The following is a 24,154-nucleotide window of genomic DNA, read 5'->3' as shown; positions in this document are numbered from 1 at the left end:
CCGCGCCGACCGGGCAATAGTTTTACTTGAGATTGCCGCTGAGAAATTGCTTCAGGCGTTCGCTCTTCGGATTGCCCAGCACTTCTTCCGGCGCGCCTTCTTCCTCCACCAGCCCTTGATGCAGGAACAGCACCTGGCTCGAGACCTTGCGGGCAAAGCTCATTTCGTGGGTGACCATGATCATGGTCCGACCTTCTTCGGCCAGGCCCTGAATCACCTTGAGCACTTCGCCGACCAGCTCCGGATCGAGCGCCGAGGTCGGTTCGTCGAACAGCATGACTTCCGGCTCCATCGCCAAGGCTCGGGCAATCGCCACCCGTTGCTGCTGGCCGCCGGAGAGGAACGCCGGATACTGATCGGCCACCCGTGCCGGCAGACCGACCTTTTCCAGATAACGCCGGGCGCGGTCGTCGGCTTCCTGTTTGCTGCAGCCCAGCACCCGGCGCGGGGCCATGGTGATGTTTTCCAGCACGGTCATGTGGCTCCACAGGTTGAAGTGCTGGAACACCATCGCCAGCCGTGTGCGCAGGCGTTGCAGTTCATCGGCGTCGGCGACGTGCATGCCGTGGCGGTCGGTGACCATGCGGATCGCCTGGCCATCGAGGCTCATCGCGCCGTCGTTGGGTTGTTCGAGAAAGTTGATGCAGCGCAAAAAGGTGCTTTTGCCCGAGCCGCTGGCGCCGATCAGGCTGATCACGTCGCCGGTCCTGGCCTTGAGCGAGACGCCTTTGAGCACCTGATGGTCGCCATAGCTTTTGTGCAGGCCTTCAACGGTCAATTTGTACATGGGACAGACATCCTCAAGGCGAAAGTAGATAGCCGCTGCGATAGGCTTCGGCGCCCGCGACGTGGGCGATCACCATCCCGGCGGTGGCCATGCGCCGCAGCGAGCGGGCATAGAGCAGACCGGAAGCGGTGCAATGGACTGGCGTGACCCGGTCACTGATCGGGTCGATGATTTCGGCGATTTTCTGCCCGGCTTCCAGCCACTGGCCGGGCGTGGCGCTGTACACCAGCAGCCCGCCGACAGGAGTGGCCACCGGTTCCACACCGGCCAGCGGTGTGGCGGGATGTGCCAGGGCCGGCAAGGCTTTGGGTTCGCCGACGATGGCGCCGAAATGGATCAGGTAATCGATCAGCGCCTGGCAATCGCGACTGGCCAGCGGATGGGTGACATCCCCCTGACCGCGCAACTCGACGGTGACCGAGAAACTGCCCAGTGGAATCTCGAAGTGGTCGCCGAAGCGCTCCTTCAATTGCCACCACAGCAGGGTGAAGCACTCGTCGAACGACTGGCCGCCGGAGTCGGTGGCCAACAGGCTCGCCTGGGATTCGATATAGCGCGCCAGCGGCTCGACCTGCGGCCAGGCCTCGGGCGTGGTGTAGAGGTGAACCACGGATTCGAAATCGCAGTGCAGGTCCAAAACCATGTCCGCATCGCAGGCCAGCCGTTGCAGGGTCAGGCGCTGGGATTGCAGCTGAGTCGTGGCGGTGTGGCGGGCGAGGGCGTTGCGCAGGCTGGAACGGATCAGCTCAAGGTTGCGCTGCGGGTCGTCGCTCAGTTGCGCTTCGATTTCGTTGCCGATTTCTTCGCTGAGGTCGACGAACCAGCGGTTGAAATTCTGTCCGCTCTCCAGCTCGTAGCGGCCCAGCGGCACATCCATCAGCACCTGTTCGAGGCCGACCGGGTTGGCCACCGGCACCAGCACGATTTCGCTGCGCAGGCGGCCGGCGGCTTCCAGCTCCGCCAGACGCTGCTTGAGGTGCCAGGCCACGAGCATTCCGGGCAGTTCGTCGGCATGCAGCGAAGACTGGATGTAGATCTTGCCCTGGGCCTTGTCCGGGCCGAAATGAAAGCTGTGGATCTGTCGTGCGGTCCCCGGCAGCGGGGCCAGCAGGTCGTGTATCTGATGACGCATCTCTAAAGGGTCCTAGTGGGTCGGGCCGAGGAAGGCCAGCCATCGGCGTTCGGCAAGGCGGAACAGGCCGACCAGCGCAAAGGTGATGGTCAGGTAGATCAGCGCGGCGATGCCGAACGACTGGAAGGTCAGGAAGGTCGCCGAGTTGGCGTCCCGCGCGACTTTCAGGATGTCGGGGATGGTCGCGGTGAAGGCCACGGTGGTCGAATGCAGCATCAGGATCACTTCGTTGCTGTAATACGGCAACGAACGGCGCAGCGCCGACGGCATGATCACGTAGGCATACAACTTCCAGCCGGTCAGCCCGTAGGCCTTCGCCGCTTCGACTTCGCCGTGGTTCATGCTGCGGATCGCCCCGGCGAAAATCTCCGTGGTGTAGGCGCAGGTGTTGAGGGCGAAGGCCAGGATCGTGCAGTTCATCGCATCGCGAAAGAAACTGTCGAGCAGCGGTTGCGCGCGCACGGCGGCCAGGCTGTAGATCCCGGTGTAGCAGATCAGCAATTGGATATAGAGCGGCGTGCCACGGAACAGGTAGGTGTAGAACTGCACCGGCCAGCGAATGTAGAAGTGCGGCGAGACCCGGGCGATCGACAGCGGAATCGACACGATGAAACCGAAGAAGATCGAGGCGCTGAGCAGCCACATCGTCATCGCCAGCCCGGTGATGTTCTGGCCGTCGGTATAAAGGAAGGCTTTCCAGTATTCCTGCAGGAGTTCGATCATCGTACGGCCTCCCGGGCACCGGCGGCGTAGCGGCGTTCGAGCCAGCGCAGAATGAAGTTCGAGGCACTGGTGATCAGCAGGTAAATCAACGCGGCGAGGACCAGGAAGTAAAACAGTTGATAGGTGCTCTTGCCGGCGTCCTGCGCGGCCTTGACCAGATCGGCCAGGCCGATGATCGAAACCAGCGCGGTGGCCTTGAGCATCACCATCCAGTTGTTGCCGATGCCCGGCAGGGCGAAGCGCATCATTTGCGGGAACACCACGAAACGAAAGCGCTGGCCGCGCTTGAGGCCATAGGCGGTGGCGGCTTCGACCTGACCGCGCGGCACGGCGAGAATCGCCCCGCGAAAGGTTTCAGTGAAGTACGCGCCATAAATGAAGCCCAGGGTCAGGACCCCGGCGCTGAACGGGTCGATCTCGATGTATTCCCATTCCAGGTAATCGGTGAGCGTCGTCAGCCAGGTTTGCAGGCTGTAGAAGATCAGCAGCATCAGCACCAGGTCCGGCACCCCGCGAATCAGCGTGGTGTAGAGCTGGGCGGGCAGGCGAAGCAGTTTGACTTTTGACAGCTTGGCACTGGCGCCGAGCAGGCCGAGCAACACGGCCACCAGCAGCGACAACGCCGACAATTTGATGGTCATCCAGGTGCCTTCCAACAGCAAAGGGCCAAAACCCTTGAGGCTGAAGGCGGAGAGCCCCAGATTTTGCAGGAGGTTTTCGAACATAAATCAGCAACCTGACTGAATGAAAAAGGCGCCCATCGAGGATGGGCGCCGGGGCATTATTTGCCGCTGTACAGATTCAGATCGCCAAAGTGTTTCTTTTGAATCTCGGCGTATTTGCCATCATCGTGTAACGCTTTGATACCTTTATCCAAAAGCGCTTTCAGCTCGGTGTTACCTTTCTTAATACCGACAGCGGTCTTGGCTGGCAGCAAGTGGTTGTCGACCGGCTTGCTGACTTCATAATCGGCACCCTGCGGCGACTTCAGAAAGCCCAGTTCGGCCTGCAACATGTCCTGAATGCCCGCATCGAGACGGCCGGAAGTCAGGTCGGAATACACCTGGTCCTGGTTCTGATAGGCCTGGGTTTTCACGCCTGCCTTGTCCAGTACGGCTTTGGCATAGGCTTCCTGGATGGTGCCTTGCTCGTAGCCGACGGTTTTGCCTTTCAGGGAGGCGACGTCGTCGGTGATGCCCGAACCTTTTTTCGACACGTAGGCCGTCGGGCCGGAGAACAGCTCGCTGGAGAAGTCGATGACTTTTTCACGGGCTTCGGTAACGGTCATCGACGAGATCACGCCGTCGAATTTATTGGCCTTGAGGCCCGGAATCATACCGTCGAAGTCACTTTCGACCCATTTGCACTTGACCTTCAGCTCGGCGCAGATCGCGTTGCCCAGATCGATGTCGAAGCCAACCAGGCTGCCGTCTGCCGCTTTCGACTCGAACGGTGCGTAGGAAGGGTCAACGCCAAACCGCAGTTCTTTGTATTCCTTGGCCAGCGCGGAGCCGGCGGCCATGCACAACGCCAGTGCAGAAAGGGTCAGCAATGCTTTTTTCATTATTCAATCCCTAAGAACCAATATGAGCGCTTGTGGCGCGGAATGATTGTTACTGGAGCGCTTACGACTTATAGAAAGTAGCAATTTCCGAACCAGAGTCCCGAACAAGTGTTTTAAAAGGTGTAGCAAGTGCATGCCGGGGTGGGTCAGTGCACGAAAACGGGCGCGACGCAAAAGCTGCACCAGGATGGTTCAGGGGATCGTTCCCATGCTCTGCGTGGGAATGCAGCCCGGGACGCTCCGCGTCCCAAAGCGGACGCAGAGCGTCCATTGAGGCATTCCCACGCGGAGCGTGGGAACGATCGGGGTGAGGGGGGAGTATCGGGGGAAGGGAATCAGACCAACAGGTTCTGCAAGGTCGCCAGGCTGTCGGCCTCGTCCACGGTCTTGTCCTGCCGCCAGCGCAACATGCGCGGGAAGCGCACGGCGATGCCGCTCTTGTGCCGGCGGGAGAGGGCGATGCCTTCGAAGCCCAGTTCGAACACCAGACTCGGCTTGACGCTGCTGACCGGTCCGAATTTTTCCACGGTGGTCTTGCGCACGATGCTGTCGACTTCGCGCATTTCCGCATCGGTCAGCCCGGAATAGGCCTTGGCGAACGGCACCAGCGCCCGCGCACTGGAACCGGGCGGGCCATCCCACACCGCAAAGGTGTAATCGCTGTAAAGGCTGGCGCGGCGACCGTGACCGCGCTGGGCGTAAATCAGCACCGCGTCGACGCTGAACGGATCGACCTTCCATTTCCACCACACGCCCATGTCCTTGGTCCGGCCGACGCCGTACATCGCGTCCCGGGCCTTGAGCATCATGCCTTCGACCCCCAGGCGCCGGGAGGCTTCACGTTGGCGGGCGAGATCGAACCAGTCGTCACCGGTCAGGGTCGGCGAAGGCAGCAGTACCGGGTTGTTGCAGTGGGCGATAACTTGTTCCAGTTGTTCACGACGCCTGGCCTGGGGCTGGTTGCGCCAGTCTTCGCCCTGCCATTCGAGCAGGTCGTAGGCGAGTATCACCACCGGCGCGTCTTCGAGGATTTTGCGGTCCAGTGACTTGCGGCCGATCCGTTGTTGCAACAGTGCGAAGGGTTGCACCGCCGGGGCTTCTGTCGACTGCGGATCGAACGCGTCTTCGGTGACCGGGCGGTTGTTCTTCCAGACCACGATCTCGCCGTCGATCACCGTGCCGTCGGGTAAACCGTGCAGCAGCGTGTCGAATTCGGGAAAACGCTCGGTGACCAACTCCTCGCCGCGCGACCAGACCCACAATTTTCCATCACGCTTGACCACCTGCGCCCGAATGCCGTCCCACTTCCATTCCACCTGCCAGTTGCTCGGCGGCCCGAGCAGGGCCTCGAAGGTTTCAACCGGTTGCGCCAGCGCATGGGCAAGGAAGAACGGGTAGGGCTGGCCGCCGCGCTGGGCGTGCTCGTCGCTGGATTCGGGGGCGATCAGTTTCAGGTAAGCGGCGGCGTTCGGCCGGTTGGACAGGTCGGTGTAACCCACCAGCCGTTGCGCCACGCGTTTGCTGTCGAGCCCGGCCATGGAAGCCAGAGCGCGGGTCACCAGCAATTTGGACACGCCGACCCGGAAGCTGCCGGTGATCAACTTGATGCACAACATCAGGCTCGGCCGATCCAGCTGCGCCCACAGAGCGGGCAATTGGTGGGCGAGGTATTCCGGGGTTTCACCACGCAGGGGCAGCAGTTTGTCTTCGATCCATTCGGCCAGCCCGGCCTCGGAGGTGTGCGGGTGTTCCGGCAGCACCAGCGAAATGGTTTCCGCCAGATCGCCGACCGCTTGATAGCTCTCCTCGAACAGCCATGGCTCAAGCCCGGACGTTTCAACAGCGAGTTCGCGCAGAACTCTCACCGGAACCAGTTGCCGTGGCCGCCCGCCGGACAAAAAGTACACGGCCCAGGCGGCATCTTGTGGTTGCGCCTGGGCGAAGTAGGTTTGCATCGCCGCCAGTTTGGCGTTGCTGGAGGTGGTGGCGTCGAGTTCGGCGTATAACCCGGCGAAGTCTTTCATGGTTGCACCTCGGCAACCGCAGGCGTGGCGGTGGAAAGCTCTTCTTCATCGTCACCGTATTCGGTGTTGAAACCTTGTGCGTCGAGCCCTTTTTCGCGCAGATGCCGCACCAGCACGCCAATCGAGCCGTGGGTGACCATCACCCGCTCGGCGCCGGTCTGTTCGATGGCCCACAACAGGCCGGGCCAGTCGGCGTGATCCGAGAGCACGAAACCGCGATCGACCCCGCGCCGCCGACGGGTGCCGCGCAGGCGCATCCAGCCGCTGGCGAAGCTGTCGCTGTAATCGCCGAAACGGCGCATCCAGCTGCTGCCGCCGGCCGAGGGCGGGGCGATGACCAGCGCCTGGCGCATCATCGGGTCGTTCTTTTTCACCTCGCCGGCGTAGATCGTTGGCGGCAGGTAGACGCCGGCCTCGCGGTACACGCGGTTCAACGGCTCGACCGCACCGTGGCTGAGGATCGGCCCGAGGGTTTCGTCGATGCCGTGGAGAATCCGCTGGGCTTTGCCGAACGAATAGCAGAACAGCACGCTGGCCTTGCCGGCCTCGATGTTGGCCTGCCACCACTGATTGATTTCGGCGAACACCTGCGCCTGCGGCTGCCAGCGGTAGATCGGCAGGCCGAACGTCGATTCGGTGATAAAGGTGTGGCAGCGCACCGGTTCGAACGGCGCGCAGGTGCCGTCGGGTTCGATCTTGTAATCGCCTGACGCGACCCAGACTTCGCCGCCGTATTCCAGCCGCACCTGGGCCGAGCCGAGCACATGACCGGCGGGATGAAAGCTCAGGGTGACGCCGTGGTGGGTCAGGCGCTGGCCGTAGTCGAGGGTTTGCAGGTTGATGTCCGCGCCCAGACGCGCACGCAAAATCCCTTCGCCGGCGCTGGCGGCCAGGTAATGCTGATTGCCGCCACGGGCGTGGTCGCCGTGGGCATGGGTGATCACCGAACGCTCGACGGGCCGCCACGGGTCAATGTAGAAGTCCCCGGCGGGGCAGTAGAGGCCTTCGGGGCGGGCGATAACAAGGTCCATGGCGTTACCGGAATGGAGGGACTTGTTAGCTATGAGGTTGGCGCGAAGTCAGAAGTTCTATTGATTTTCTGAACTGTCGCATGATCGTTCCCACGCTCTGCGTGGGAATGCCTCAGGGGACGCTCTGCGTCCAGTGACGCGGAGCGTCACGGGCTGCATTCCCACGCGGACGGTTCGACGCCTCGACGTGGGAACGATCATGGGGGGTTACTTGCCGGGAGTCAGGGTCAACCGCGTCTTGCCATACACCCGGTCAAAGTTCTGCGGCTGCATCGGCAAGCCGATGTACTGGCCTTTGAGCCACGGGTCGATGCCGTTCAGGTAGTTCGGGCTCACCGGGTTTCCGGATTGCCCCGTCCCGTTCTGCCCCATCAACGGCTCGCTCTGACCGAAATCGACGATGAAACGCATCGACGGCGCACGCGTGGTGTTGAAATCCTGGCCCCAGGCAAACGCCGCGGTGTTGAGGGTGGTGTGGTCGCCGCCTGCCGCGAGCGGGCCGCGGACGGTCTGGCCGTTGGCATTCTTCCACTCGTAGCGGTGCAGTTTGCCCCACTGCCAGGCCCGGCGGTCGCCGCCCAACTGACTGTCGCCGGCGCTGATCGCTGCCGCCAGGCTGCGGGCGAGGATCGCCGGTTTGTCTTCTTTTTGCGGGGTGCGGGCGTCGTCCCAGAACGGACTGTCTTCGCGGCCCAGCAAATGATCGGCCTGGGCGGCGTAGGACAGATCGCCATTGGCGACAAAGGCTTTCCACGCCGGGCTGCCTTGCGGGCCGAGCTCGTCGAGGAATATCTGCTTCATGCTTTCCTGCAGGAACAGCTCGTAGATCGCCGCGTCGGCGGAAGTCGGGCTGAGCTTGCCGTCGAAGGCCATCAAGCGGGTATAGGCTTCGCGCGCCTTACTGCGCTCGGCTTCCGGCAGTGCGTCGATCGCCTGTTTCAGCGGCTGCGCCATGCCCGGTGCTTCAAACATTTTCTTCAGTTTGGCGGCGAAGGTGGTGGTCTGGTCGTACTGCATGGCAATCACGCTGCGACTGTCATGCTTGCCGCTGCCGGCCAGTTCGGCCAGGCGCTCGCCACGCTCCGGCGCGGCCCAGGAATTGGACAGTTGCATGCCGTAGCCGTGGGGAATGACCCGCTGGTTGGCGGTGCCGAGCCAGCCCTGGGCCGGATCCTGATCGTACGGGTGCAGCATCGGGTCGGCGTAACCGTCCCAGTCGTAGCGACCTTCCCAGCCCGGCGACGGCAGCAGGCCCTCGCCTTCGCGGCGGTTGGGGAAGCGCCCGGTAACTTGCCAGCCGATGTTGCTGGCGTCAGCAAACACCAGGTTCAGCGCGATGGCGCGGATTTCCCGGCTGGCGTCCGAAGCGCGTTCCACGTTCTGGGCGCGGCTCAGATCGAAAAACGCATCGAGGGATTTGTCATCGGTGAAGCTCGGCGTCTGCAAGGCCAGGCCGAAGCCTGCGCCCTGAGCGGCGGCCTGGGTGCTGTTGAGCAGTGCGCCATGGCGGGTTTCGTACACCGCTTCGCGAATCGGCCGCTGGCCTTTGACGAAGTAGGTTTCGTTGCGCACCGCAACCGGTTGCCACTTGCCGTTGACCTCGTAGGACAACGTGCTGCCCTGACGACGGATTTTTTCCAGGAACAGGTCCTGGTTATCGCCGAGCACGCTGGTCAGGCTCCACGCCACCTTGCCGTTGAAACCGCCGAGCACCATCGGCAGACCGGCCACGGTCACGCCGGCGGCCTGGTATTTCGGCGCGCGGATCTGCACGAAACTCCACAGCGACGGCGCGGCCAGCGGGCCATGGCTGTCGCTGGCCAGCAGGCTCTTGCCGCTGCGGCTGCGTTGTGGGGCGATGGCCCAGTTGTTCGACGACTGAGTGCCCAGCAGGTTGATGGCGGCCAGTTGTTCGCTGGCGTTGCTCAGCTCCGTCAGCCCCGGAATCTGCCCGTTGAGCTTGATGCCTTGCAGCTTGTCGGCTTCGGCCAGCGGCAGGTTTTCGTCGGGGGCGGACGGGGTCAGCCACGCCAGTTTGTCGTTGGTCACGGTCTGCGCCAGCACCAGCGAGGCGATTTCTTCCGGCAGGTTGGCCGACTGGCTGAAGTTCAGCAGGCAGAAGATCAGCGCCGAATCTTCGGGTTTCCAGTATTCAGGCTTGTAGCCGCTGGAAGCCAGATCCCCCGGCAACTTGTCGGCGTAGCGGAACAGGTAGGCGTTGACGCCCCGGGCATAGACTTCGAAGAAGCGCTTGAGCCGTGGCGACGAAGCCTTGTACAGCTCGCCGGCGCTTTTCTTCAGGTTAACGGCGCGCATATAGCGGTCGGCGTCGAGCATCGACGAACCGGACATTTCCGCCAGACGGCCCTGGGCCAGCAGGCGCAGGGTGACCATCTGATTGATCCGGTCGCTGGCATGCACGTAACCGAGGGCGAACAGTGCGTCGTGGAAGCTGTTGCTTTCGATCAGCGGCATGCCCATGGCATTGCGGCGGACCGAAACGTTCTGCGCCAGGCCCTTGAGCGGCTGCACACCGGAGGTCGGCGGGAGGGTGTCCTGGGCGTTCCAGGTCTGACAACCGGTCAGGCTCAGAACACCGGCCACTGCTGCGGCAACGCCGAACCGGGGAAGAAAATGTGAAAGGGCTGGCGAGGCCATGGCAAAGCTCCTGCGGGGGGGTAGAGGCTGGGGGCGCAATAAAGCCGCTACGTTAGTGAGCAGGAGGGGGCCGCGCAAGCGGGGCGAGCGGTTATTTCTTCCCGCTCACGCAGATCGTTCCCACGCTCTGCGTGGGAATGCAGCCCGGGTCGCTCCGCGGCCCATTTCTACGCGGGCGGTTCGACGCCTCTACATGGGAACGATCAAGGCAGGTCAGGACTTCGGCGGATTGATCTTCTGCACCAGCGCGTAGGCCTTCACGGTCGCCGGGCGATCCTTTATGTGGTTGAACCAGCGCTGCACGTTCGGGAAGTCTTCCAGGTTCTGGCTCTGCCATTTGTGGGAGACGATCCACGGGTAGATCGCCATGTCGGCAATGCTGTATTCACTGCCGGCGACGAACTCGTTGTTGGCCAGTTGCTTGTCCAGCACTCCGTACAGGCGGGCGGTTTCATCGATGTAGCGCTTTATCGCGTAGGGGATTTTTTCCGGGGCGAACTGGCTGAAATGATGGTTCTGCCCGGCCATCGGCCCCAGCCCGCCCATTTGCCAGAACAGCCATTGCAACGCCACCTGGCGGCCACGCAGATCCTTGGGCAGGAACTTGCCGGTCTTTTCCGCGAGGTACAGCAGGATCGCCCCGGACTCGAACAGCGACAACGGTTCGCCGCCGTCAGCCGGTTCATGATCGACGATTGCCGGGATGCGGTTGTTCGGGGCGATTTTCAGAAAGTGCGGCTGGAACTGCTCGCCCTGGCTGATGTTGATCGGGTGCACGTCGTAGCGCAGGCCCGCTTCTTCGAGGAACAGGGAAATCTTGTGGCCGTTGGGCGTGGTCCAGTAATACAGGTCGATCATGGAAAGCTCCAAATCAGGAAAATGGCTTACGTGCGGACAGCAAACGCCGGCTTCAGGTTGTCCTGTGTGCGTTCGATAGCTTGCTTAGTCACAGGAGGTGATGCTCAAGTACGGGAAATTCAATGACCCCGCGTGAGAAAAATCGCCATGGAACTCAAGGCCAACGCTGCACTGATCATCATCGACCAGCAAAAAGGCATTCTGGAACCGCGTCTGGGTCGACGGAATAATCCGTTGGCCGAAGAACGAATCCTCGACTTGCTGAACTTCTGGCGGCGCAGCGGACGGCCGGTGATCCACGTGCAGCACCTGTCGCGCTCGCCGAATTCGGTGTTCTGGCCCGAGCAATCAGGCGTGGATTTTCAGGAAAGGTTTTTACCGCAGGAAGGCGAGTGGCTGATCCAGAAACAGGTGCCGGATGCGTTTTGTGCGACGGGGCTTGAGGCGAAGTTGCGTGAGGCGGGGATCGGGCAGTTGATCATTGTCGGCGTGGCGACGAACAACTCGGTGGAATCCACGGCACGCACGGCAGGCAATCTGGGGTTTGACGCGTGGGTGGCGGAGGATGCGTGCTTTACCTTCGACAAGGCCGACTATTTCGGCACTTTGCGTTCGGCGCAAGAGGTACATGCGATGTCGCTGGGGAATCTGCACGGGGAGTATGCGACGGTGGTCGGCAGTGCCGAGATTCTCGGGGCAGCCTGATACTGATCGGGGAGTGCGCGGGCCTCATCGCTGGCAAGCCAGCTCCCACATTCGACCGAGTTGCTCCTGATGGAGCGCGATCCCCGTGGGAGCGAGCTTGCTCGCGATGGCGGTGTGTCAGGCGAAGAGGATAATTGCCTGAAACATCAAGCGCCGTGGCACTTCTTGAATTTCTTGCCATTGCCGCAGGGGCAAGGGTCATTGCGGCCAACGTCTTTCAGGGCGTTGCGCACCGGTTCCTGGTGAGCGTGGCCGCAGTTCGGGCCGTGGACATGGCCATGGTCGTGATCATGGTGGTGATGGTCATGATCGTGGTTGCAGTCTGGGCCATGGACATGAGGTTGCTGGGTCATCGGGGTCACTCCGTAATCAAATCGGCGGGGATTATCACGCCATTGCGCGCCAGGTGCACGTAGTGAGCGATGAATAAACCGGTTTCCATCTCGCCCTCCAGTCGATAGGGAATCTGCTGGTTCGGGTTTTTCAGCATTTTCATCACCTCTTTGACCTTTGGCCACAGGTTGGTACGGATCGGCACCTTGTAAAACGCGCTGCTTTTGGGGTTCACCGTGATCCAGTGTTCGTGCTCGCCTTCGGCCAGCAGCATATCGGCCAGGTGTATGCGGTATTCCAGGCCGCGCACGGTCAGGTCGCTGTCATTGGGGTTGTCGATGCGAAAGTGCAGGATGAATTTCTGTTCCAGCAACTTGGCGCGCACCACTTCGACTTTCACCAGGTGCACGGCGGGGTCGCGGGCGTCGTCGGTAAACCAGGACGCGCAGCCGCCGAGCCCCAGAAACATGAGCAGTGAGAAGACCTGGATTGTGCGCCAATGACCGAGCATGGTTTAACTCCCTTTGCTGCCCAGTCTAGCCTCAGCTGCTGAAATACCCCGCACAGCATTTCTTGAACTTCTGGCCGCTGGCGCACGGGCAGGCGTCGTTGCGGCCCAGCTTCAGTTGCACGGTCGGGTCGATGAAGTACCAGCGCCCGCTGTTCTGCACGAATGACGAGCGCTCGCGGTGGCTGTGTTCGCCCTGACCGTCATGCCAGCGCGCGGTGAAGGTGACGAACGCGTGCTCCGGCTGGCCGCCGAGCACTTCCGAGCTTTCCACGTCCAGACCGAGCCAGGTGCTCTGGGCGCTCCAGTTGCTGATCGACTGGCGATCCAGCCCCGCTTGCTGGGCGGGCAGGGTGGTCGCCACCAGATAATCGATCAGGCCCAGCACGTAGGCGCTGTAGCGCGAGCGCATCAGGGCTTCGGCGCACGGGGCCGGGTGGCCGGCGTGATAGTGACCGCAGCAGGCATCCAGCAGGTTGCCGCTGCCGCAAGGGCAAATGGCTGTACTCATTGCATTACCACCAGTATTTCCCGAAGTTTTCCGGATTGGCCCAGAACCGCGAGTTGAGCCAGTCGGGGACTTGTTTGTAGTCAAGCAGATCGTAGGTGAAGAGTGTCAGTACCTGCTCGTCACGGGCGAAGCGTTCGCTGGCTTGCAGGGCCAGAGAGTAAAAATCGGTTTCCTGCCAGCCGCTGGCCGGCAGATCCGCCAGCACGGCGATGCGGCTGGCGTTGAGGTTGCGGATCCCGCCCAACAGATTCAGGCCGTCGCGCTTGGGCAAATGTTCCAGGCAATCGACCACCAGCGCCAGGTCGAAACGGCGGGCCGCCAATTCCGCCGGCAGCGCACCGGGCGCGGCGTGCGCGACGCAGGTGTCCGGGTGCGCTTCCTTGAAGGCAGCCAGCGCCGGGAACTCGCTGGCGCCGATCAGCAGCAGACGTGCAGGGGCGTAGCGGTCGAGCAGGGCGGCCAATGCCTGCTGCGGCGTGCGGGAAGAAATGGCGACGTTCATCGAAGCTCCTCAATCAGAGCGCCAAGACTAGCCTGCCCGGGCGCCAAGGCCTAGATCTCTGTCCTGCGGGTTTGCGGCAAATTCGTCGAAGTCCCGTGAACAGGCGCACAAACAGCAATGGCCTATTGCTGGCGGAGATTAAAACTCCGGTCTTTACTCCCTGAATCGGTTCTAAGCCGATCCCTCAGGAGAAAACTAGATGAGCATAGTTCGGACAGCATTACCCTTGGTTCTGCTAACCAGTGTGTTGACTGGTTGCGCAGGTTTGCAGAAAACCGACTGGCCGACCTGTGCGGCAGTCGGTGGTGTCGTCGGTGCGGGGCTCGGTGCGACCGAAAGCTCCGCATGGGCGGGGTATGGCGCGTTACTCGTCGGCGGTACGGCAGCGGCCTATTGCTGGGTTCACGGTGACGGCGATGAAGACGGCGATGGTGTGCCGGACAGTCGCGACAAGTGCCCGGGCACGCCTAAAGGCGTACAGGTCGATGCCGACGGCTGCCCTCCACCAGCCCCTGCACCAGTGGTCGAAGAAGCTGTAGTGGTCAAGGAAGAAACCATTGTCATCCGCGATGTTCACTTCCAGTTCGACAAGGCCACGCTGACCCCGTCCGACAAACTGGTCCTGGATAAGGTCGCTTCGCGCCTGAAACAGGAATCCAGCACGGCGCAACTGACCGTGACCGGCCACACCGACAGCGTCGGCAGCGATGCCTACAACCAGAAACTGTCGGATCGCCGCGCGCACTCGGTGGTCAAGTACCTGGTTGAAAGCGGCGTACCGCAAAGCAGCTTCGTGTCGGTGACCGGTGCCGGTGAAAGCCAGCCGGTGGCAGACAACAAAACTGCTGACGGTCGCGCGCTGAACCGTCGTACCGAAATCAAAATCAACCGCTAGCCCCCTCGCATCCGCGGCTTGTGCAGTCGCGGATGCGGGTCTTTACTCCTGTGTAACCGGTATGGGCCGGTGACACAGGAGCTTTAACGATGAGTGTTCTTACAAGGTCCGTCTTGCCGGTTCTGCTGCTGGGCAGCCTGTTGACCGGTTGCGCCACCCACAGCGATGGCACCGCTCCCCTCAATCAACGTACCTGGCCGATCTGCAGCCTTATTGGCGGGCTGGTCGGCGGCGGTCTCGGCGCGCTCGAAAGCAGCGGTTGGGCCGGCGGTGGCGCTGCGCTGGGGATCCTCACCGGCGGATTGATCTGCTATGCCCAGGATGGCGATGAAGACGACGACGGCGTGTTCGATCGCCGCGACCGTTGCCCCGATACCCCGGCCAACACACCGGTTGACCACCGTGGCTGTCCGCTGCCGCAATATCCGGTCACCGAGAAACCGGCCGAACCGGCCCCGCAAACCGAAGTCATCACCCTCAACGATGCCGGCAACGTGCTGTTCGACTTCGACAAGTCGGATTTGAAACCGGCCGCAAAAAGCCAGCTCGACACGCTGATGGACAAACTGCGCAATGCCGATGTGGTGAGCATCAAGGTCATCGGCCACACCGACAGCAAGGGTTCGGATGCCTACAACCAGGCGCTTTCGGAACGTCGCGCCAGCAGCGTGGCGGAATATTTGCTGAGTCAGGGCCTGGCGCCGAACAAACTCACCAGTGAAGGGCGCGGCGAGAGTGAACCGGTCGCCGATAACAATACGGACGAAGGGCGTGCGCAGAACCGTCGGGTGGAACTGCACATCAATCGTTAGGATGAGTCTGTAGTCCGCAGGCTAGAGCTGTCGGTCGATGAACGTCATCGAACCGGCAGCCATCCGGCGGCAGTCCGCATTTTTTCATTTTCCCCTCTGGCTTATCCCCTGCAGAAGCCGTTACTGTGCGCCCAAAGAATAATTCGCAACACGGGGGAGCGTATGAAGGTGTTCTGTGGGCTGGGGCGATTGTTGACCCTGCTGTTCTGCTGCGTGGTGCTGGCCAATCAGCTGGTGCCGTTTGTTCATCCGCTGCACCTGCTGGTCAATCTGGCCGGCGGTCTGCTGCTGGCGATCCACGTGCTCGAAGTGCTGCTGTGCAACCGCAGCCTCAAGGGGCGTCCGCACCCTTGGCGTGATCGTGGCCGCATCCTGTTGTTCGGCGTATTCCACCTGCAAACCATCCCGGCCCCGGCCGCTCCGGAGGCTTCCCATGCGTAAACTCTGCCTGCTTGCTGCATTCATCAGTCCCCTGGCCTGCGCCCAAGTGGTCAGCGTCGAAACCAACTCGCTGATGCGTCTGCCGAACACCGCCAGCACTCTGCAACTGGAGAAACTGGTGGTCGCCGATTACGGCACTTTGCTGATTCCCTCGAACGTGACCGAACTGAGTGTCGGCGAATTGCAGCTGGGCCATGAAGCGCGCATTGCCATCGTGCCGAGCGAACAGGCGCTGGAGATGAAAGTCAGCCGCGCCGAACTCGCCGAAGGCAGCCAGATCACCGCCCGTGGCGCACCGGGCACCTACGAAAAAGCTGCCCGCGCCGGGCGCAATCTGAATCTGCAGTTCAAGGCGTTGAACGCGCCGAAACTGGTGGTCGATGCCCGTGGCGGCACCGGTGCGCCGGGATTTGTCGGGCTTGATGGCGCCAACGGTCAGGAGCCGGGTTGCACCTGGGGTCAGGCGGGACACGGTTTTGATGGCAGCAACGGCAGCGATGGCCAGCCGGGTGCACCGGGCGCGCTGGTGCGACTTGAAGTACCGCGCGAGTTTCCGGCCGAGCTGATCAAGGTCGAAGTCGCCGGCGGTGCCGGTGGCCCGGCCGGTCCTGGCGGTAAACCGGGGGCGGGTGGCAAATCCAAGGGCTGCCTGGTGTATCGCGCCGACGGCGGCAAGAGCGGCAAGCCGGGGGCTGACGGGCAGCCGGGGCCTGCGGGTGCGGCGGGGTCTGTCACCGTACAGCGCCTGTAATCGATTGCTCCCACCCTCTACGTTGATCGTTCCCACGCTCTGCGTGGGAATGCCTTTAGGGACGCTCCGCGTCCAGTGACGCGGAGCGTCACGGGCTGCATTCCCACGCAGAGCGTGGGAACGATCAGGTAAAACGCGCTTGTCAGAACGAGGGGCGCGCAGCAGCCACGGCCACCAGCAGCACCCCGATCAGCAGGTTGAACCCGACCACCTTGCGAATCCGCCCCAGCACTGCCGCACCCGCCGGCCAGTCCTTCGCCTGCACCGCCGTGCGCAGTTCCGGCAGCATCAATGCCTGAATCCGGATGAACAACGCGGTCATCACCACATACAACCCCATCATCACCTGCACATAGCGCGGTGCGTTGTCGAAGGCGATGTGTTGCAGGTGCAGCATGCCCACCCCGGTCACCGGCAGCAGAATCACCGCTCCCCACACCCAACGAAAAAAACCTTGAAACACTTCCACCCAGAGCGTCAGGCGCCCGGGACCGTCCAGGGCCTTCATCGCCGCAGGGCGCAGCACCATCCAGGCGAAAAACATACCGCCGACCCACACCAGCGCGGCCAGTACATGGATGGGGTAAACGAGGCTAAAAGGTGTCATTGGGGTACTCCGTTCTGCGCGGGATCGATTCGCGGGGTATGATAGCCGCCGAACCGAACCACTGAAAATTTATCCAGCGTTTTTTGCGCCCGACACTCAATGATCAGCACTGAACTCAAAACCACGATCCAGGGCGCCTACTCGCGTTTTCTAGAGGCCAAGAGCCTCAAACCGCGTTACGGCCAGCGCCTGATGATCGCTGAAGTCGCCAAAGTCCTCGGGGATATCGACACCGACGACGAAGGCCGGCGCAGTGGCGACCCCGCGATTGTCGCGGTGGAAGCCGGCACCGGTACCGGCAAGACCGTGGCTTACAGCCTGGCGGCGATCCCGACCGCCAAACTGGCCGGCAAGCGCCTGGTGATCGCCACCGCCACCGTGGCCCTGCAAGAGCAGATCGTCTACAAGGATTTGCCCGACCTGATGCGCAACAGCGGGCTGAACTTCAGCTTCGCCCTGGCCAAGGGCCGTGGCCGCTACATGTGCCTGTCCAAGCTCGACATGCTGTTGCAGGAAGGCCACGCACAGACCGCCACCGCCCAGTTGTTCGAAGAAGAAGGCTTCAAGATCGAGGTCGATGAGGCCAGCCAGAAGCTGTTCACCAGCATGATCGAAAAGCTCGCCGGCAATAAATGGGACGGCGACCGCGACAGCTGGCCCAACGCGCTGGAAGACGCCGACTGGGCGCGCCTGACCACCGATCACAGCCAGTGCACCAACCGTCATTGCCCGAACTTCGGCCAGTGCGCCTTCTACAAGGCCCGCGAAGGCATGGGCAAGGTCGACGTGATCGTCACCAACCACGATATGGTGCTGGCTGACCTCGCACTGGGTGGCGGGGCCGTGTTGCCAGACCCGCGCGACACCATTTATGTATTCGACGAAGGCCACCACCTGCCGGACAAGGCCATCGGCCACTTCGCTCACTACACGCGCCTGCGTTCCACCGCCGACTGGCTGGAAACCACCGCCAAGAACCTCACCAAACTGCTGGCCCAGCACCCGCTGCCGGGCGATCTCGGCAAGCTGATCGAGCAGGTGCCGGAGCTGGCGCGGGAGATCAAGACCCAGCAGCAGTTCATGTTCACCGCCTGCGAACAGATCGCCGACTTCAAGCCCGGTGAAGATGTCGAAGGCCGCGAACGTCCGCGTCACCGCTTCATCGGTGGGGTGATTCCCGAGCACATGCGCGAGATGGGCATCGAGCTGAAAAAAGGCTTCGCCCGCCTCAACGACCTGTTCACCCGCCTGACGGATCTGCTCAAGGAAGGCATGGACGGCGAGGTCAACATCGGCATCGCCAGCAATCAGGCCGAGGAATGGTATCCACTGTTCGGCAGCCTGTTGTCCCGTGCCTCCGGCAACTGGGAACTGTGGACCGCGTTCACCGCCGAAGACCCCGAAGACAACCCGCCGATGGCCCGCTGGCTGACCCTGGCCGAAAGCGGTTCGCTGTTCGACATCGAGGTCAACGCCAGCCCGATCCTCGCCGCCGAAACCCTGCGCCGCAGCCTGTGGAACGTGGCCTACGGCTGTCTGGTGACCTCGGCGACCTTGACCGCCCTCGGCACCTTCGACCGCTTCCGCATGCGTGCCGGCCTGCCGAAAAAAGCCGTCACCGCCGTGGTGCCGAGCCCGTTCCATCACGCCGACGCCGGTGTGTTGCGGGTGCCGGACCTGAAGGCCGACCCGCGGGATGCCGCTGCCCACACCGCCGCGATCATCCGCGACCTGCCGGAACTGGTCGAAGGCTCGCGCGGCAGTCTGGTGCTGTTCTCGTCGCGCAAACAGATGCAGGACGTGTTCGACGGCCTCGACCGTGACTGGCGCAAGCAAGTGTTCATTCAAGGCAACCTGTCGAAACAGGAAACCCTGAACAAGCACAAGGCGCGTGTCGATGGCGGCGATTCCAGCGTGCTGTTCGGCCTCGCCAGTTTTGCCGAGGGCGTGGACTTGCCCGGCGCCTACTGCGAGCACGTGGTGATCGCCAAGATCCCGTTCTCGGTGCCGGACGACCCGGTCGAGGCGGCGCTGTCGGAGTGGATCGAGGCCCGTGGCGGCAATCCGTTCATGGAAATCTCGGTGCCCGATGCCTCGCTGAAGCTGGTCCAGGCCTGCGGCCGACTGCTGCGTACCGAAGAAGACCGCGGCACCATCACCTTGCTGGATCGGCGGCTGGTCACCCAGCGCTACGGCAAGGCGATCCTCAATGCGTTGCCTCCTTTCCGTCGTGAAATATCCTGAGACATCGGTGGGCAGTTTTGCCCGCCGCGCTGTCTATCTCTCTGTCACTGCTTTTCCATTGGCCCTTGCGGGTCGTTAGGGAGAATTCCGTTCTCATGATTCGTCGTTCGTTGCCTGCCGTTTTTGCCCTGGTTTTCGCTGCGCCTTTATTCGCGGCACCTGCCGGCCAGCAGACCCTGTTCAACTTTGTTCGCCCCGCCGATGTGGTGAAAGTGGCGACCGAAAACGCCGACCTGCCGCAAGCCAACGCCGAGCAGACTCCCGAGGGTGAAGTGCTGCGCCGGGTGACGTTCAACCCGACGGCCCGCCCGACCTTGCGTCTGTCGCCGCAGACCGGTGCCTGGGACTGGTCGCAGTCCGGCATGATGAGCCTGCGCATCCAGAGCGCGATGAACTGGGCCGTGACCGTCTACGTACAAATCCAGAGCAACGACGGCAAGACTCTGGTCAGCCGCGTTGACCTGCCGGCGGGCCCGGCGCAGACCTTGCTCGTGCCGTTGACCGCGACCTCGCCACTCAGCCAGGGCATGAAAGCCGGGCCGGTGATGCCGATGACGATCGACGGGCAGCGCATCCTGTTGGCGAGCAGTAGCGGTGAGCTGGATCGCAGCCAGGTGGTGTCGGTCAGCCTGTCGATGGATCAGCCGAAAGCCGCGCAAAGTCTGTTGCTCGAGCGCTTTGGCGTGCAGGACGAAGGCGAGGTGATCAAATCCGCCTACGGCAATCTGGTGGATGCCTATGGCCAGTCGACTCGCGGCAAGTGGCCGGAAAAAGTCGCCAATGACGAGCAACTGAAATCCGCCGCCGCCAAAGAACAGCAACAACTGAACACCTGGCTGGCCGAGCGCGAAAAGTCGTCGCTGGACAAGTTCGGCGGCTGGAGCAAAGGCCCGGCGTTCAAGGCCAGCGGTTTCTTCCGCACCGAAAAACGTGACGGCCGCTGGTATCTGGTGACGCCAGAGGGCCATCCGTTTTATTCCCTGGGCGTGAACACCGTCAGCCCGGAGGTCAACCAGACCTACGTGGCCGGCCGCGAATACATGTTCGAATCCCTGCCAAAACCTGAAGAGCCGCTGGCCAGCCACTTCGGCGAAGGCGACAACCGTGGCGGCAACGGTGTCGATCAAGGCCGTGGCTACAACTTCGGGCGCTGGTACGACTTCTACGGCGCCAACCTTCAGCGCCTTTATGGCGAGCCATGCATCCCGGATAGCGGCAACAAGGCCGGTGTCGCCGAAGCCGCCAAGGCTGGCGCCGCCGAAGAGGCGGCAACCAACGCCAGTGCACCGGTAGCCGCCTCCGAACAGCCGAAATCCGGGGTTGCCGAGTCGGCCGCGACAACCGGGCAAAATGTCGCGACACCGTGCAAAAACACGGTCGACGAACAAAAGTGGGCCAGCCACACCCTTGATCGCCTGCAAGCCTGGGGCTTCAACACCATCGGTAACTGGAGCGCCCCCGCCCTCAGTGACGCCGAGCGCATGCCGTACACCTTGCCGCTGTCGATCGTCGGCGATTACACCAGCATCAGCACCGGGACCGACTGGTGGGGCGGCATGCCTGACCCGTTCGATCCGCGTTTCGCCATGGCCACCGAACGCGCCGTGGCGATTGCCGCCCGTGACCATCGCGATGATCCGTGGTTGATCGGCTATTTCGCCGACAACGAACTGGCCTGGGCCGGCCCCGGCGATGATCCGAAATCCCGTTACGCGCTGGCCTACGGCACCCTGAAAATGACCACCGACGTTCCGGCCAAACGCGCGTTCCTCAAGCAGTTGCGCGACAAGTACCGCAATCAGGCGGGGCTGTCGAAGGCCTGGGGCATTGATCTGCCGGCATGGGAATTGATGGAAGACCCGGGTTTCGAGGCGCCGCTGCCGAACCCGGAGCATCCGGAAATCGAGGCCGACTTCAAATACTTCCAGAAGGTCTTCGCCGACACCTACTTCAAGACCATTTCCGACTCGCTGAAATGGCACGCGCCGAACCAGTTGCTGCTCGGCGGCCGTTTCGCCACCAGCACCCCGGAAGCCGTGGCGTCCTGCGCCCAGTATTGCGACGTGCTGAGCTTCAACATGTACACCCTGCAACCGCAGGACGGTTATGACTTCGCCGCGCTGCGCAGCCTCGACAAACCGGTGCTGATTACCGAATTCAACTTCGGCTCCACCGACCGAGGCCCGTTCTGGGGCGGTGTGACCCCGTTGAGCAAGGAAGAAGACCGTGGCCCGGCCTACGCCAACTTCCTCAAACAGGCGCTGAGCGAACCGTCGATTGTCGGCGTGCACTGGTTCCAGTATCTGGACCAACCGGTGACCGGGCGCCTGCTCGATGGCGAGAACGGCCACTTCGGTCTGGTTGGCGTCACCGATCTGCCGTTCCAGGGTTTTGTCGAAGCCGTGCGCAAGAGCAACCTGGCGACCGTCGATCAGTTGAGCAAAGAGGCGCAGAAGGCGGCTGCCGCAGCGGACAAGGCCGGCCACGAAGCCGAAGGCGGCCGTAAAGCGGACGCCGGCAAAGGCCCGGGGCAGGGCGCAGGCCACACCGGCGGGCATTCCGGCAACGGCCACTGATCAATACGAAACCTGAAGACCGCCCGGCCCGCAGCGGTTCCCAAAAGCCTCACGGGCTGGAACAATGCGGGCCACTTTGTAGAGCGTTTTCGCGGGGGAGTTGCGGGTGCAGATTCAGGGACATTACGAGCTTCAATTCGAAGCGGTGCGCGAAGCCTTCGCTGCACTGTTCGACGATCCCCAGGAACGCGGCGCCGCGTTGTGCATCCGGGTCGGCGGGGAAACCGTCCTCGACCTCTGGTCCGGCACCGCCGACAAGGACGGCGCCGAGGCCTGGCACAGCGACACCATCGCCAACCTGTTCTCCTGCACCAAGACTTTCACCGCCGTCACCGCGCTGCAACTGGTTGCCGAAGGCAAGTTGCAGCTCGATGCGCAGGTTGCCCGTTACTGGCCGGAATTCGCCGCCGCCGGCAAGGAATCCGTCACCCTGCGCCAACTGCTTAGCCATCAGGCCGGTCTGCCGGCCCTGCGCGAATTGCTCGCGCCTGAAGCACTGTACGACTGGCAGACCATGGTCGACGCCCTCGCGGCCGAAGCACCGTGGTGGACGCCGGGCACCGGTCACGGCTATGCCGCGATCACCTACGGCTGGCTGATCGGCGAATTGCTGCGGCGTGCCGACGGTCGCGGGCCGGGGGAATCGATCGTGGCGCGGGTCGCCAAACCTTTGGGGCTGGATTTTCATGTCGGTCTGGCCGACGCAGAATTCCATCGCGTGGCGCACATTGCCCGGGGCAAGGGCAACACTGGCGACGCCGCCGCCCAGCGCCTGCTGCAAGTGACCATGCGCGAACCAACAGCGATGACCACCCGGGCCTTCACCAATCCGCCGTCGGTGCTCACCAGCACCAACAAACCGGAATGGCGCCGCATGCAGCAACCGGCGGCCAACGGCCACGGCAATGCGCGCAGTCTGGCCGGGTTCTACGCCGGTCTGCTCGACGGCAGCCTCCTGGAAAGCGAAATGCTCGAAGAACTGACCCGCGAACACAGCCTCGGCGAGGACAAGACCTTGCTGACCCGCACCCGTTTCGGTCTCGGTTGCATGCTTGATCAACCCGACGTGCCGAATGCCACTTACGGCCTCGGCCCGCGTGCATTCGGGCATCCGGGTGCGGGTGGTTCCATCGGTTTTGCTGATCCGGAGCACGATGTGGCCTTCGGATTTGTGACAAATACCCTGGGGCCGTACGTCTTGATGGATCCGCGCGCGCAGAAGCTGGCGCGGGTACTTGCCACTTGTCTGTAAAGCATCGTCCGAGGTTCCAGGGCCGGAACCTCATGGCGAATTTCGTTTCAAAGCGTCTGTTTATCCGGGCGAAAGTCCTCTGATTGTTCACTAATTCTTTTTGTGGGTTTCCAATGTCGTCCAAACAAACTCTCGCCCTGGCCCTGTGTTTCGCAATCACCGGTTGTGCACAGACTCCGAAGAACGACGCCGATGGCGGCAGCTGGTGGCCGTTCGGTTCTTCCGACAAAGTCGCAGCCAAGGAGCCGGCTCCGGCGCCTGCGCCGTTGAAACCGGCCGCCACCGCGCCGGTGGCCAAGGCTGAGAGCAGCAGTCCGTGGTACTGGCCGTTTGGCTCGGACGACTCGGCGGCAGCCAAGCCAGAAGTGAAAGCTGAAGCCAAGCCCGAAGCAAAACCGGTCGAAGTCGCCAAGGCTGAAGCCGACAAGGGCGGCAAATGGTGGTGGCCGTTCGGCGGCAAGGAGCAGGACACGGCCAAAGTCGTGCCGATGCCCGATCCGAAAGTCACTCAAGCCTGGCTGGATGACTACGAACCGCGCCTGCGCACCGCAATCAAGGACAGCAACCTGCAACTCGAACGCCGTGAGAACGTGCTGGTCGTGACGGCGCCGGTGGAAGGCTCGTTCAACCCGGATCGCCCGGCCATGCTGCTGCCAGTGACTCTCGGCCCGTTCACCCGCGTGGCGAAAATCCTCGAAGCCGACCCGAAAACCGCCGTACTGGTGCTCGGTCACAGTGACACCACCGGTGCCGCTCCGGCCAACGTCAAGTTGAGCCAGGAACGCGCCCAGGCTGTGGCGGCGATCTTCCGCCTCAGCGGCCTGCAGCGTGATCGCCTGATGTTGCGCGGCATGGGTTCCGAAGCACCGCGTGCCGCCAACGACAGCGTTGAAGGCCGTGCCCTGAACCGCCGTGTCGAACTGCTGGTGACCCCGCAGAACACCATGGTCGCGCTGCTGAGCAAGTACAACATGCCAGCACCGAAGCCAGTGACCATGGTTGCTGCCCAGGACGTCAAGCCTGCCGCCAAACCGGTGACCCCGGCGCCGGCGGCGAAGAAAGCCGCTGTACCGGCCACCAAAAAGGCTCCGGCCAAAAAAGCTGCTGCCAAGGCTCCAGCGAAGAAGGCCCCGGCCAAGGCTCCGGCGAAAAAGACCGCACCCGCCAAAGCCGCTGCAACCGACAAGAAAGTCGCTGCGACCGATACCACCAAAAAGTGATCCGCTAACGAAAAGGAATG

At 62.6% G+C, this 24,154-nt stretch carries 23 protein-coding genes; 9 read left to right on the top strand and 14 right to left on the bottom strand.

Annotated features, from left to right (window positions below):
* Positions 1–22: 22 nt before the first annotated feature.
* From BMZ46_RS05660 to BMZ46_RS05620, 9 genes are all read right to left on the bottom strand, one after another.
* Entirely contained in the window at positions 23–787 is a 765-nt protein-coding gene (locus BMZ46_RS05660; RefSeq protein ID WP_039771333.1) for an ABC transporter ATP-binding protein, read from the bottom strand.
* 13 nt (positions 788–800) lie between these two features.
* The gene (locus BMZ46_RS05655; protein WP_074691383.1) at positions 801–1,919 is read right to left on the bottom strand and encodes a succinylglutamate desuccinylase/aspartoacylase family protein; all 1,119 of its coding nucleotides are present in this window, start codon (positions 1,917–1,919) and stop codon (positions 801–803) included.
* Positions 1,920–1,931: 12 nt separating this feature from the next.
* Positions 1,932–2,642: an ABC transporter permease gene (locus BMZ46_RS05650; RefSeq protein WP_011332767.1), complete on the bottom strand. Its 711-nt coding sequence runs from the start codon at positions 2,640–2,642 to the stop codon at positions 1,932–1,934.
* The gene (locus tag BMZ46_RS05645; RefSeq protein WP_064593908.1) at positions 2,639–3,367 is read right to left on the bottom strand and encodes an ABC transporter permease; all 729 of its coding nucleotides are present in this window, start codon (positions 3,365–3,367) and stop codon (positions 2,639–2,641) included. The genes BMZ46_RS05650 and BMZ46_RS05645 overlap by 4 nt, the downstream gene beginning before the upstream one ends.
* A 56-nt stretch (positions 3,368–3,423) precedes the next feature.
* Positions 3,424–4,206, bottom strand: a complete 783-nt coding sequence (locus BMZ46_RS05640; protein WP_011332769.1) for a transporter substrate-binding domain-containing protein — start codon at positions 4,204–4,206, stop codon at positions 3,424–3,426.
* 335 nt (positions 4,207–4,541) lie between these two features.
* Complete coding sequence (locus BMZ46_RS05635) at positions 4,542–6,230, bottom strand: ATP-dependent DNA ligase (protein WP_074691385.1); 1,689 nt, start codon at positions 6,228–6,230, stop codon at positions 4,542–4,544.
* On the bottom strand, positions 6,227–7,261 hold the full coding sequence (locus BMZ46_RS05630; protein ID WP_074691386.1) for a ligase-associated DNA damage response exonuclease: 1,035 nt from the start codon (positions 7,259–7,261) through the stop codon (positions 6,227–6,229). The genes BMZ46_RS05635 and BMZ46_RS05630 overlap by 4 nt, the downstream gene beginning before the upstream one ends.
* Positions 7,262–7,468: 207 nt before the next feature.
* Positions 7,469–9,919 (bottom strand): penicillin acylase family protein, encoded by a 2,451-nt coding sequence (locus tag BMZ46_RS05625; RefSeq protein WP_074691387.1) that lies wholly within the window; start codon positions 9,917–9,919, stop codon positions 7,469–7,471.
* A gap of 213 nt (positions 9,920–10,132) precedes the next feature.
* Complete coding sequence (locus BMZ46_RS05620; RefSeq protein ID WP_039771345.1) at positions 10,133–10,777, bottom strand: glutathione binding-like protein; 645 nt, start codon at positions 10,775–10,777, stop codon at positions 10,133–10,135.
* A gap of 147 nt (positions 10,778–10,924) precedes the next feature.
* Here BMZ46_RS05620 and BMZ46_RS05615 point away from each other — a divergent pair, with 147 nt between their 5' ends.
* Positions 10,925–11,482: a cysteine hydrolase family protein gene (locus BMZ46_RS05615; RefSeq protein WP_039771348.1), complete on the top strand. Its 558-nt coding sequence runs from the start codon at positions 10,925–10,927 to the stop codon at positions 11,480–11,482.
* A gap of 146 nt (positions 11,483–11,628) precedes the next feature.
* Here BMZ46_RS05615 and BMZ46_RS05610 read toward each other — a convergent pair whose 3' ends face one another.
* The 4 genes from BMZ46_RS05610 to BMZ46_RS05595 are packed head-to-tail and all read right to left on the bottom strand — an operon-like array spanning position 11,629 to position 13,336.
* Positions 11,629–11,835: an SEC-C metal-binding domain-containing protein gene (locus BMZ46_RS05610; RefSeq protein ID WP_007955014.1), complete on the bottom strand. Its 207-nt coding sequence runs from the start codon at positions 11,833–11,835 to the stop codon at positions 11,629–11,631.
* Positions 11,836–11,840: 5 nt separating this feature from the next.
* Positions 11,841–12,326 carry an LEA/WHy family protein gene (locus BMZ46_RS05605; protein WP_074691388.1) on the bottom strand — a complete coding sequence of 162 codons (486 nt, stop codon included), beginning with the start codon at positions 12,324–12,326 and terminating at the stop codon, positions 11,841–11,843.
* A 31-nt stretch (positions 12,327–12,357) separates the two neighbouring features.
* The gene (locus BMZ46_RS05600; RefSeq protein WP_039771349.1) at positions 12,358–12,834 is read right to left on the bottom strand and encodes a YchJ family protein; all 477 of its coding nucleotides are present in this window, start codon (positions 12,832–12,834) and stop codon (positions 12,358–12,360) included.
* Positions 12,835–12,838: 4 nt separating this feature from the next.
* Positions 12,839–13,336 (bottom strand): DUF6231 family protein, encoded by a 498-nt coding sequence (locus BMZ46_RS05595; protein WP_011332778.1) that lies wholly within the window; start codon positions 13,334–13,336, stop codon positions 12,839–12,841.
* Between the two features lie 199 nt (positions 13,337–13,535).
* Here BMZ46_RS05595 and BMZ46_RS05590 point away from each other — a divergent pair, with 199 nt between their 5' ends.
* The 4 genes from BMZ46_RS05590 to BMZ46_RS05575 all read left to right on the top strand — a co-directional run bounded on the left by BMZ46_RS05590 (position 13,536) and on the right by BMZ46_RS05575 (position 16,235).
* Entirely contained in the window at positions 13,536–14,231 is a 696-nt protein-coding gene (locus BMZ46_RS05590) for a PA1041 family peptidoglycan-binding anchor lipoprotein (RefSeq protein WP_064593923.1), read from the top strand.
* 89 nt (positions 14,232–14,320) lie between these two features.
* Positions 14,321–15,043, top strand: coding sequence for a PA1041 family peptidoglycan-binding anchor lipoprotein (locus BMZ46_RS05585; RefSeq protein ID WP_039771352.1), 723 nt, complete (start codon positions 14,321–14,323; stop codon positions 15,041–15,043).
* A gap of 162 nt (positions 15,044–15,205) precedes the next feature.
* A complete protein-coding gene (locus BMZ46_RS05580; protein WP_039771353.1) occupies positions 15,206–15,484 on the top strand; it encodes a DUF1145 domain-containing protein in 279 nt (92 codons plus the stop codon).
* Entirely contained in the window at positions 15,477–16,235 is a 759-nt protein-coding gene (locus BMZ46_RS05575) for a collagen-like triple helix repeat-containing protein (RefSeq protein WP_039771355.1), read from the top strand. The genes BMZ46_RS05580 and BMZ46_RS05575 overlap by 8 nt, the downstream gene beginning before the upstream one ends.
* A gap of 142 nt (positions 16,236–16,377) precedes the next feature.
* Here BMZ46_RS05575 and BMZ46_RS05570 read toward each other — a convergent pair whose 3' ends face one another.
* Positions 16,378–16,842 (bottom strand): CopD family protein, encoded by a 465-nt coding sequence (locus BMZ46_RS05570; RefSeq protein WP_074691390.1) that lies wholly within the window; start codon positions 16,840–16,842, stop codon positions 16,378–16,380.
* 99 nt (positions 16,843–16,941) lie between these two features.
* Between BMZ46_RS05570 and dinG the strand changes: the two genes are divergently transcribed.
* The 4 genes from dinG to BMZ46_RS05550 all read left to right on the top strand — a co-directional run bounded on the left by dinG (position 16,942) and on the right by BMZ46_RS05550 (position 24,134).
* Entirely contained in the window at positions 16,942–19,086 is a 2,145-nt protein-coding gene (gene dinG, locus BMZ46_RS05565) for an ATP-dependent DNA helicase DinG (RefSeq protein ID WP_007952008.1), read from the top strand.
* 95 nt (positions 19,087–19,181) lie between these two features.
* A complete protein-coding gene (locus BMZ46_RS05560) occupies positions 19,182–21,662 on the top strand; it encodes a beta-galactosidase (RefSeq protein ID WP_074691392.1) in 2,481 nt (826 codons plus the stop codon).
* 106 nt (positions 21,663–21,768) lie between these two features.
* Complete coding sequence (locus BMZ46_RS05555; RefSeq protein WP_074691394.1) at positions 21,769–22,914, top strand: serine hydrolase domain-containing protein; 1,146 nt, start codon at positions 21,769–21,771, stop codon at positions 22,912–22,914.
* Positions 22,915–23,027: 113 nt separating this feature from the next.
* On the top strand, positions 23,028–24,134 hold the full coding sequence (locus BMZ46_RS05550; protein ID WP_074691400.1) for an OmpA family protein: 1,107 nt from the start codon (positions 23,028–23,030) through the stop codon (positions 24,132–24,134).
* The last annotated feature ends 20 nt before the right edge of the window (positions 24,135–24,154 follow it).

Source organism: Pseudomonas sp. NFIX49 (assembly GCF_900115915.1).
GTDB lineage: Bacteria > Pseudomonadota > Gammaproteobacteria > Pseudomonadales > Pseudomonadaceae > Aquipseudomonas > Aquipseudomonas pharyngis.
Note: the sequence above shows the minus strand (reverse complement) of the source record. Positions and strands in the feature narration are given on the sequence as shown.

Bases quoted from the DNA above. Each gene is read 5' to 3' on its own strand.
- BMZ46_RS05660 (WP_039771333.1), bottom strand. From the start codon at position 787: ATGTACAAATTGACCGTTGAAGGCCTGCACAAAAGCTATGGCGACCAT.
- BMZ46_RS05655 (WP_074691383.1), bottom strand. From the start codon at position 1,919: ATGCGTCATCAGATACACGACCTGCTGGCCCCGCTGCCGGGGACCGCA.
- BMZ46_RS05650 (WP_011332767.1), bottom strand. From the start codon at position 2,642: ATGATCGAACTCCTGCAGGAATACTGGAAAGCCTTCCTTTATACCGAC.
- BMZ46_RS05645 (WP_064593908.1), bottom strand. From the start codon at position 3,367: ATGTTCGAAAACCTCCTGCAAAATCTGGGGCTCTCCGCCTTCAGCCTC.
- BMZ46_RS05640 (WP_011332769.1), bottom strand. From the start codon at position 4,206: ATGAAAAAAGCATTGCTGACCCTTTCTGCACTGGCGTTGTGCATGGCC.
- BMZ46_RS05635 (WP_074691385.1), bottom strand. From the start codon at position 6,230: ATGAAAGACTTCGCCGGGTTATACGCCGAACTCGACGCCACCACCTCC.
- BMZ46_RS05630 (WP_074691386.1), bottom strand. From the start codon at position 7,261: ATGGACCTTGTTATCGCCCGCCCCGAAGGCCTCTACTGCCCCGCCGGG.
- BMZ46_RS05625 (WP_074691387.1), bottom strand. From the start codon at position 9,919: ATGGCCTCGCCAGCCCTTTCACATTTTCTTCCCCGGTTCGGCGTTGCC.
- BMZ46_RS05620 (WP_039771345.1), bottom strand. From the start codon at position 10,777: ATGATCGACCTGTATTACTGGACCACGCCCAACGGCCACAAGATTTCC.
- BMZ46_RS05615 (WP_039771348.1), top strand. From the start codon at position 10,925: ATGGAACTCAAGGCCAACGCTGCACTGATCATCATCGACCAGCAAAAA.
- BMZ46_RS05610 (WP_007955014.1), bottom strand. From the start codon at position 11,835: ATGACCCAGCAACCTCATGTCCATGGCCCAGACTGCAACCACGATCAT.
- BMZ46_RS05605 (WP_074691388.1), bottom strand. From the start codon at position 12,326: ATGCTCGGTCATTGGCGCACAATCCAGGTCTTCTCACTGCTCATGTTT.
- BMZ46_RS05600 (WP_039771349.1), bottom strand. From the start codon at position 12,834: ATGAGTACAGCCATTTGCCCTTGCGGCAGCGGCAACCTGCTGGATGCC.
- BMZ46_RS05595 (WP_011332778.1), bottom strand. From the start codon at position 13,336: ATGAACGTCGCCATTTCTTCCCGCACGCCGCAGCAGGCATTGGCCGCC.
- BMZ46_RS05590 (WP_064593923.1), top strand. From the start codon at position 13,536: ATGAGCATAGTTCGGACAGCATTACCCTTGGTTCTGCTAACCAGTGTG.
- BMZ46_RS05585 (WP_039771352.1), top strand. From the start codon at position 14,321: ATGAGTGTTCTTACAAGGTCCGTCTTGCCGGTTCTGCTGCTGGGCAGC.
- BMZ46_RS05580 (WP_039771353.1), top strand. From the start codon at position 15,206: ATGAAGGTGTTCTGTGGGCTGGGGCGATTGTTGACCCTGCTGTTCTGC.
- BMZ46_RS05575 (WP_039771355.1), top strand. From the start codon at position 15,477: ATGCGTAAACTCTGCCTGCTTGCTGCATTCATCAGTCCCCTGGCCTGC.
- BMZ46_RS05570 (WP_074691390.1), bottom strand. From the start codon at position 16,842: ATGACACCTTTTAGCCTCGTTTACCCCATCCATGTACTGGCCGCGCTG.
- dinG (WP_007952008.1), top strand. From the start codon at position 16,942: ATGATCAGCACTGAACTCAAAACCACGATCCAGGGCGCCTACTCGCGT.
- BMZ46_RS05560 (WP_074691392.1), top strand. From the start codon at position 19,182: ATGATTCGTCGTTCGTTGCCTGCCGTTTTTGCCCTGGTTTTCGCTGCG.
- BMZ46_RS05550 (WP_074691400.1), top strand. From the start codon at position 23,028: ATGTCGTCCAAACAAACTCTCGCCCTGGCCCTGTGTTTCGCAATCACC.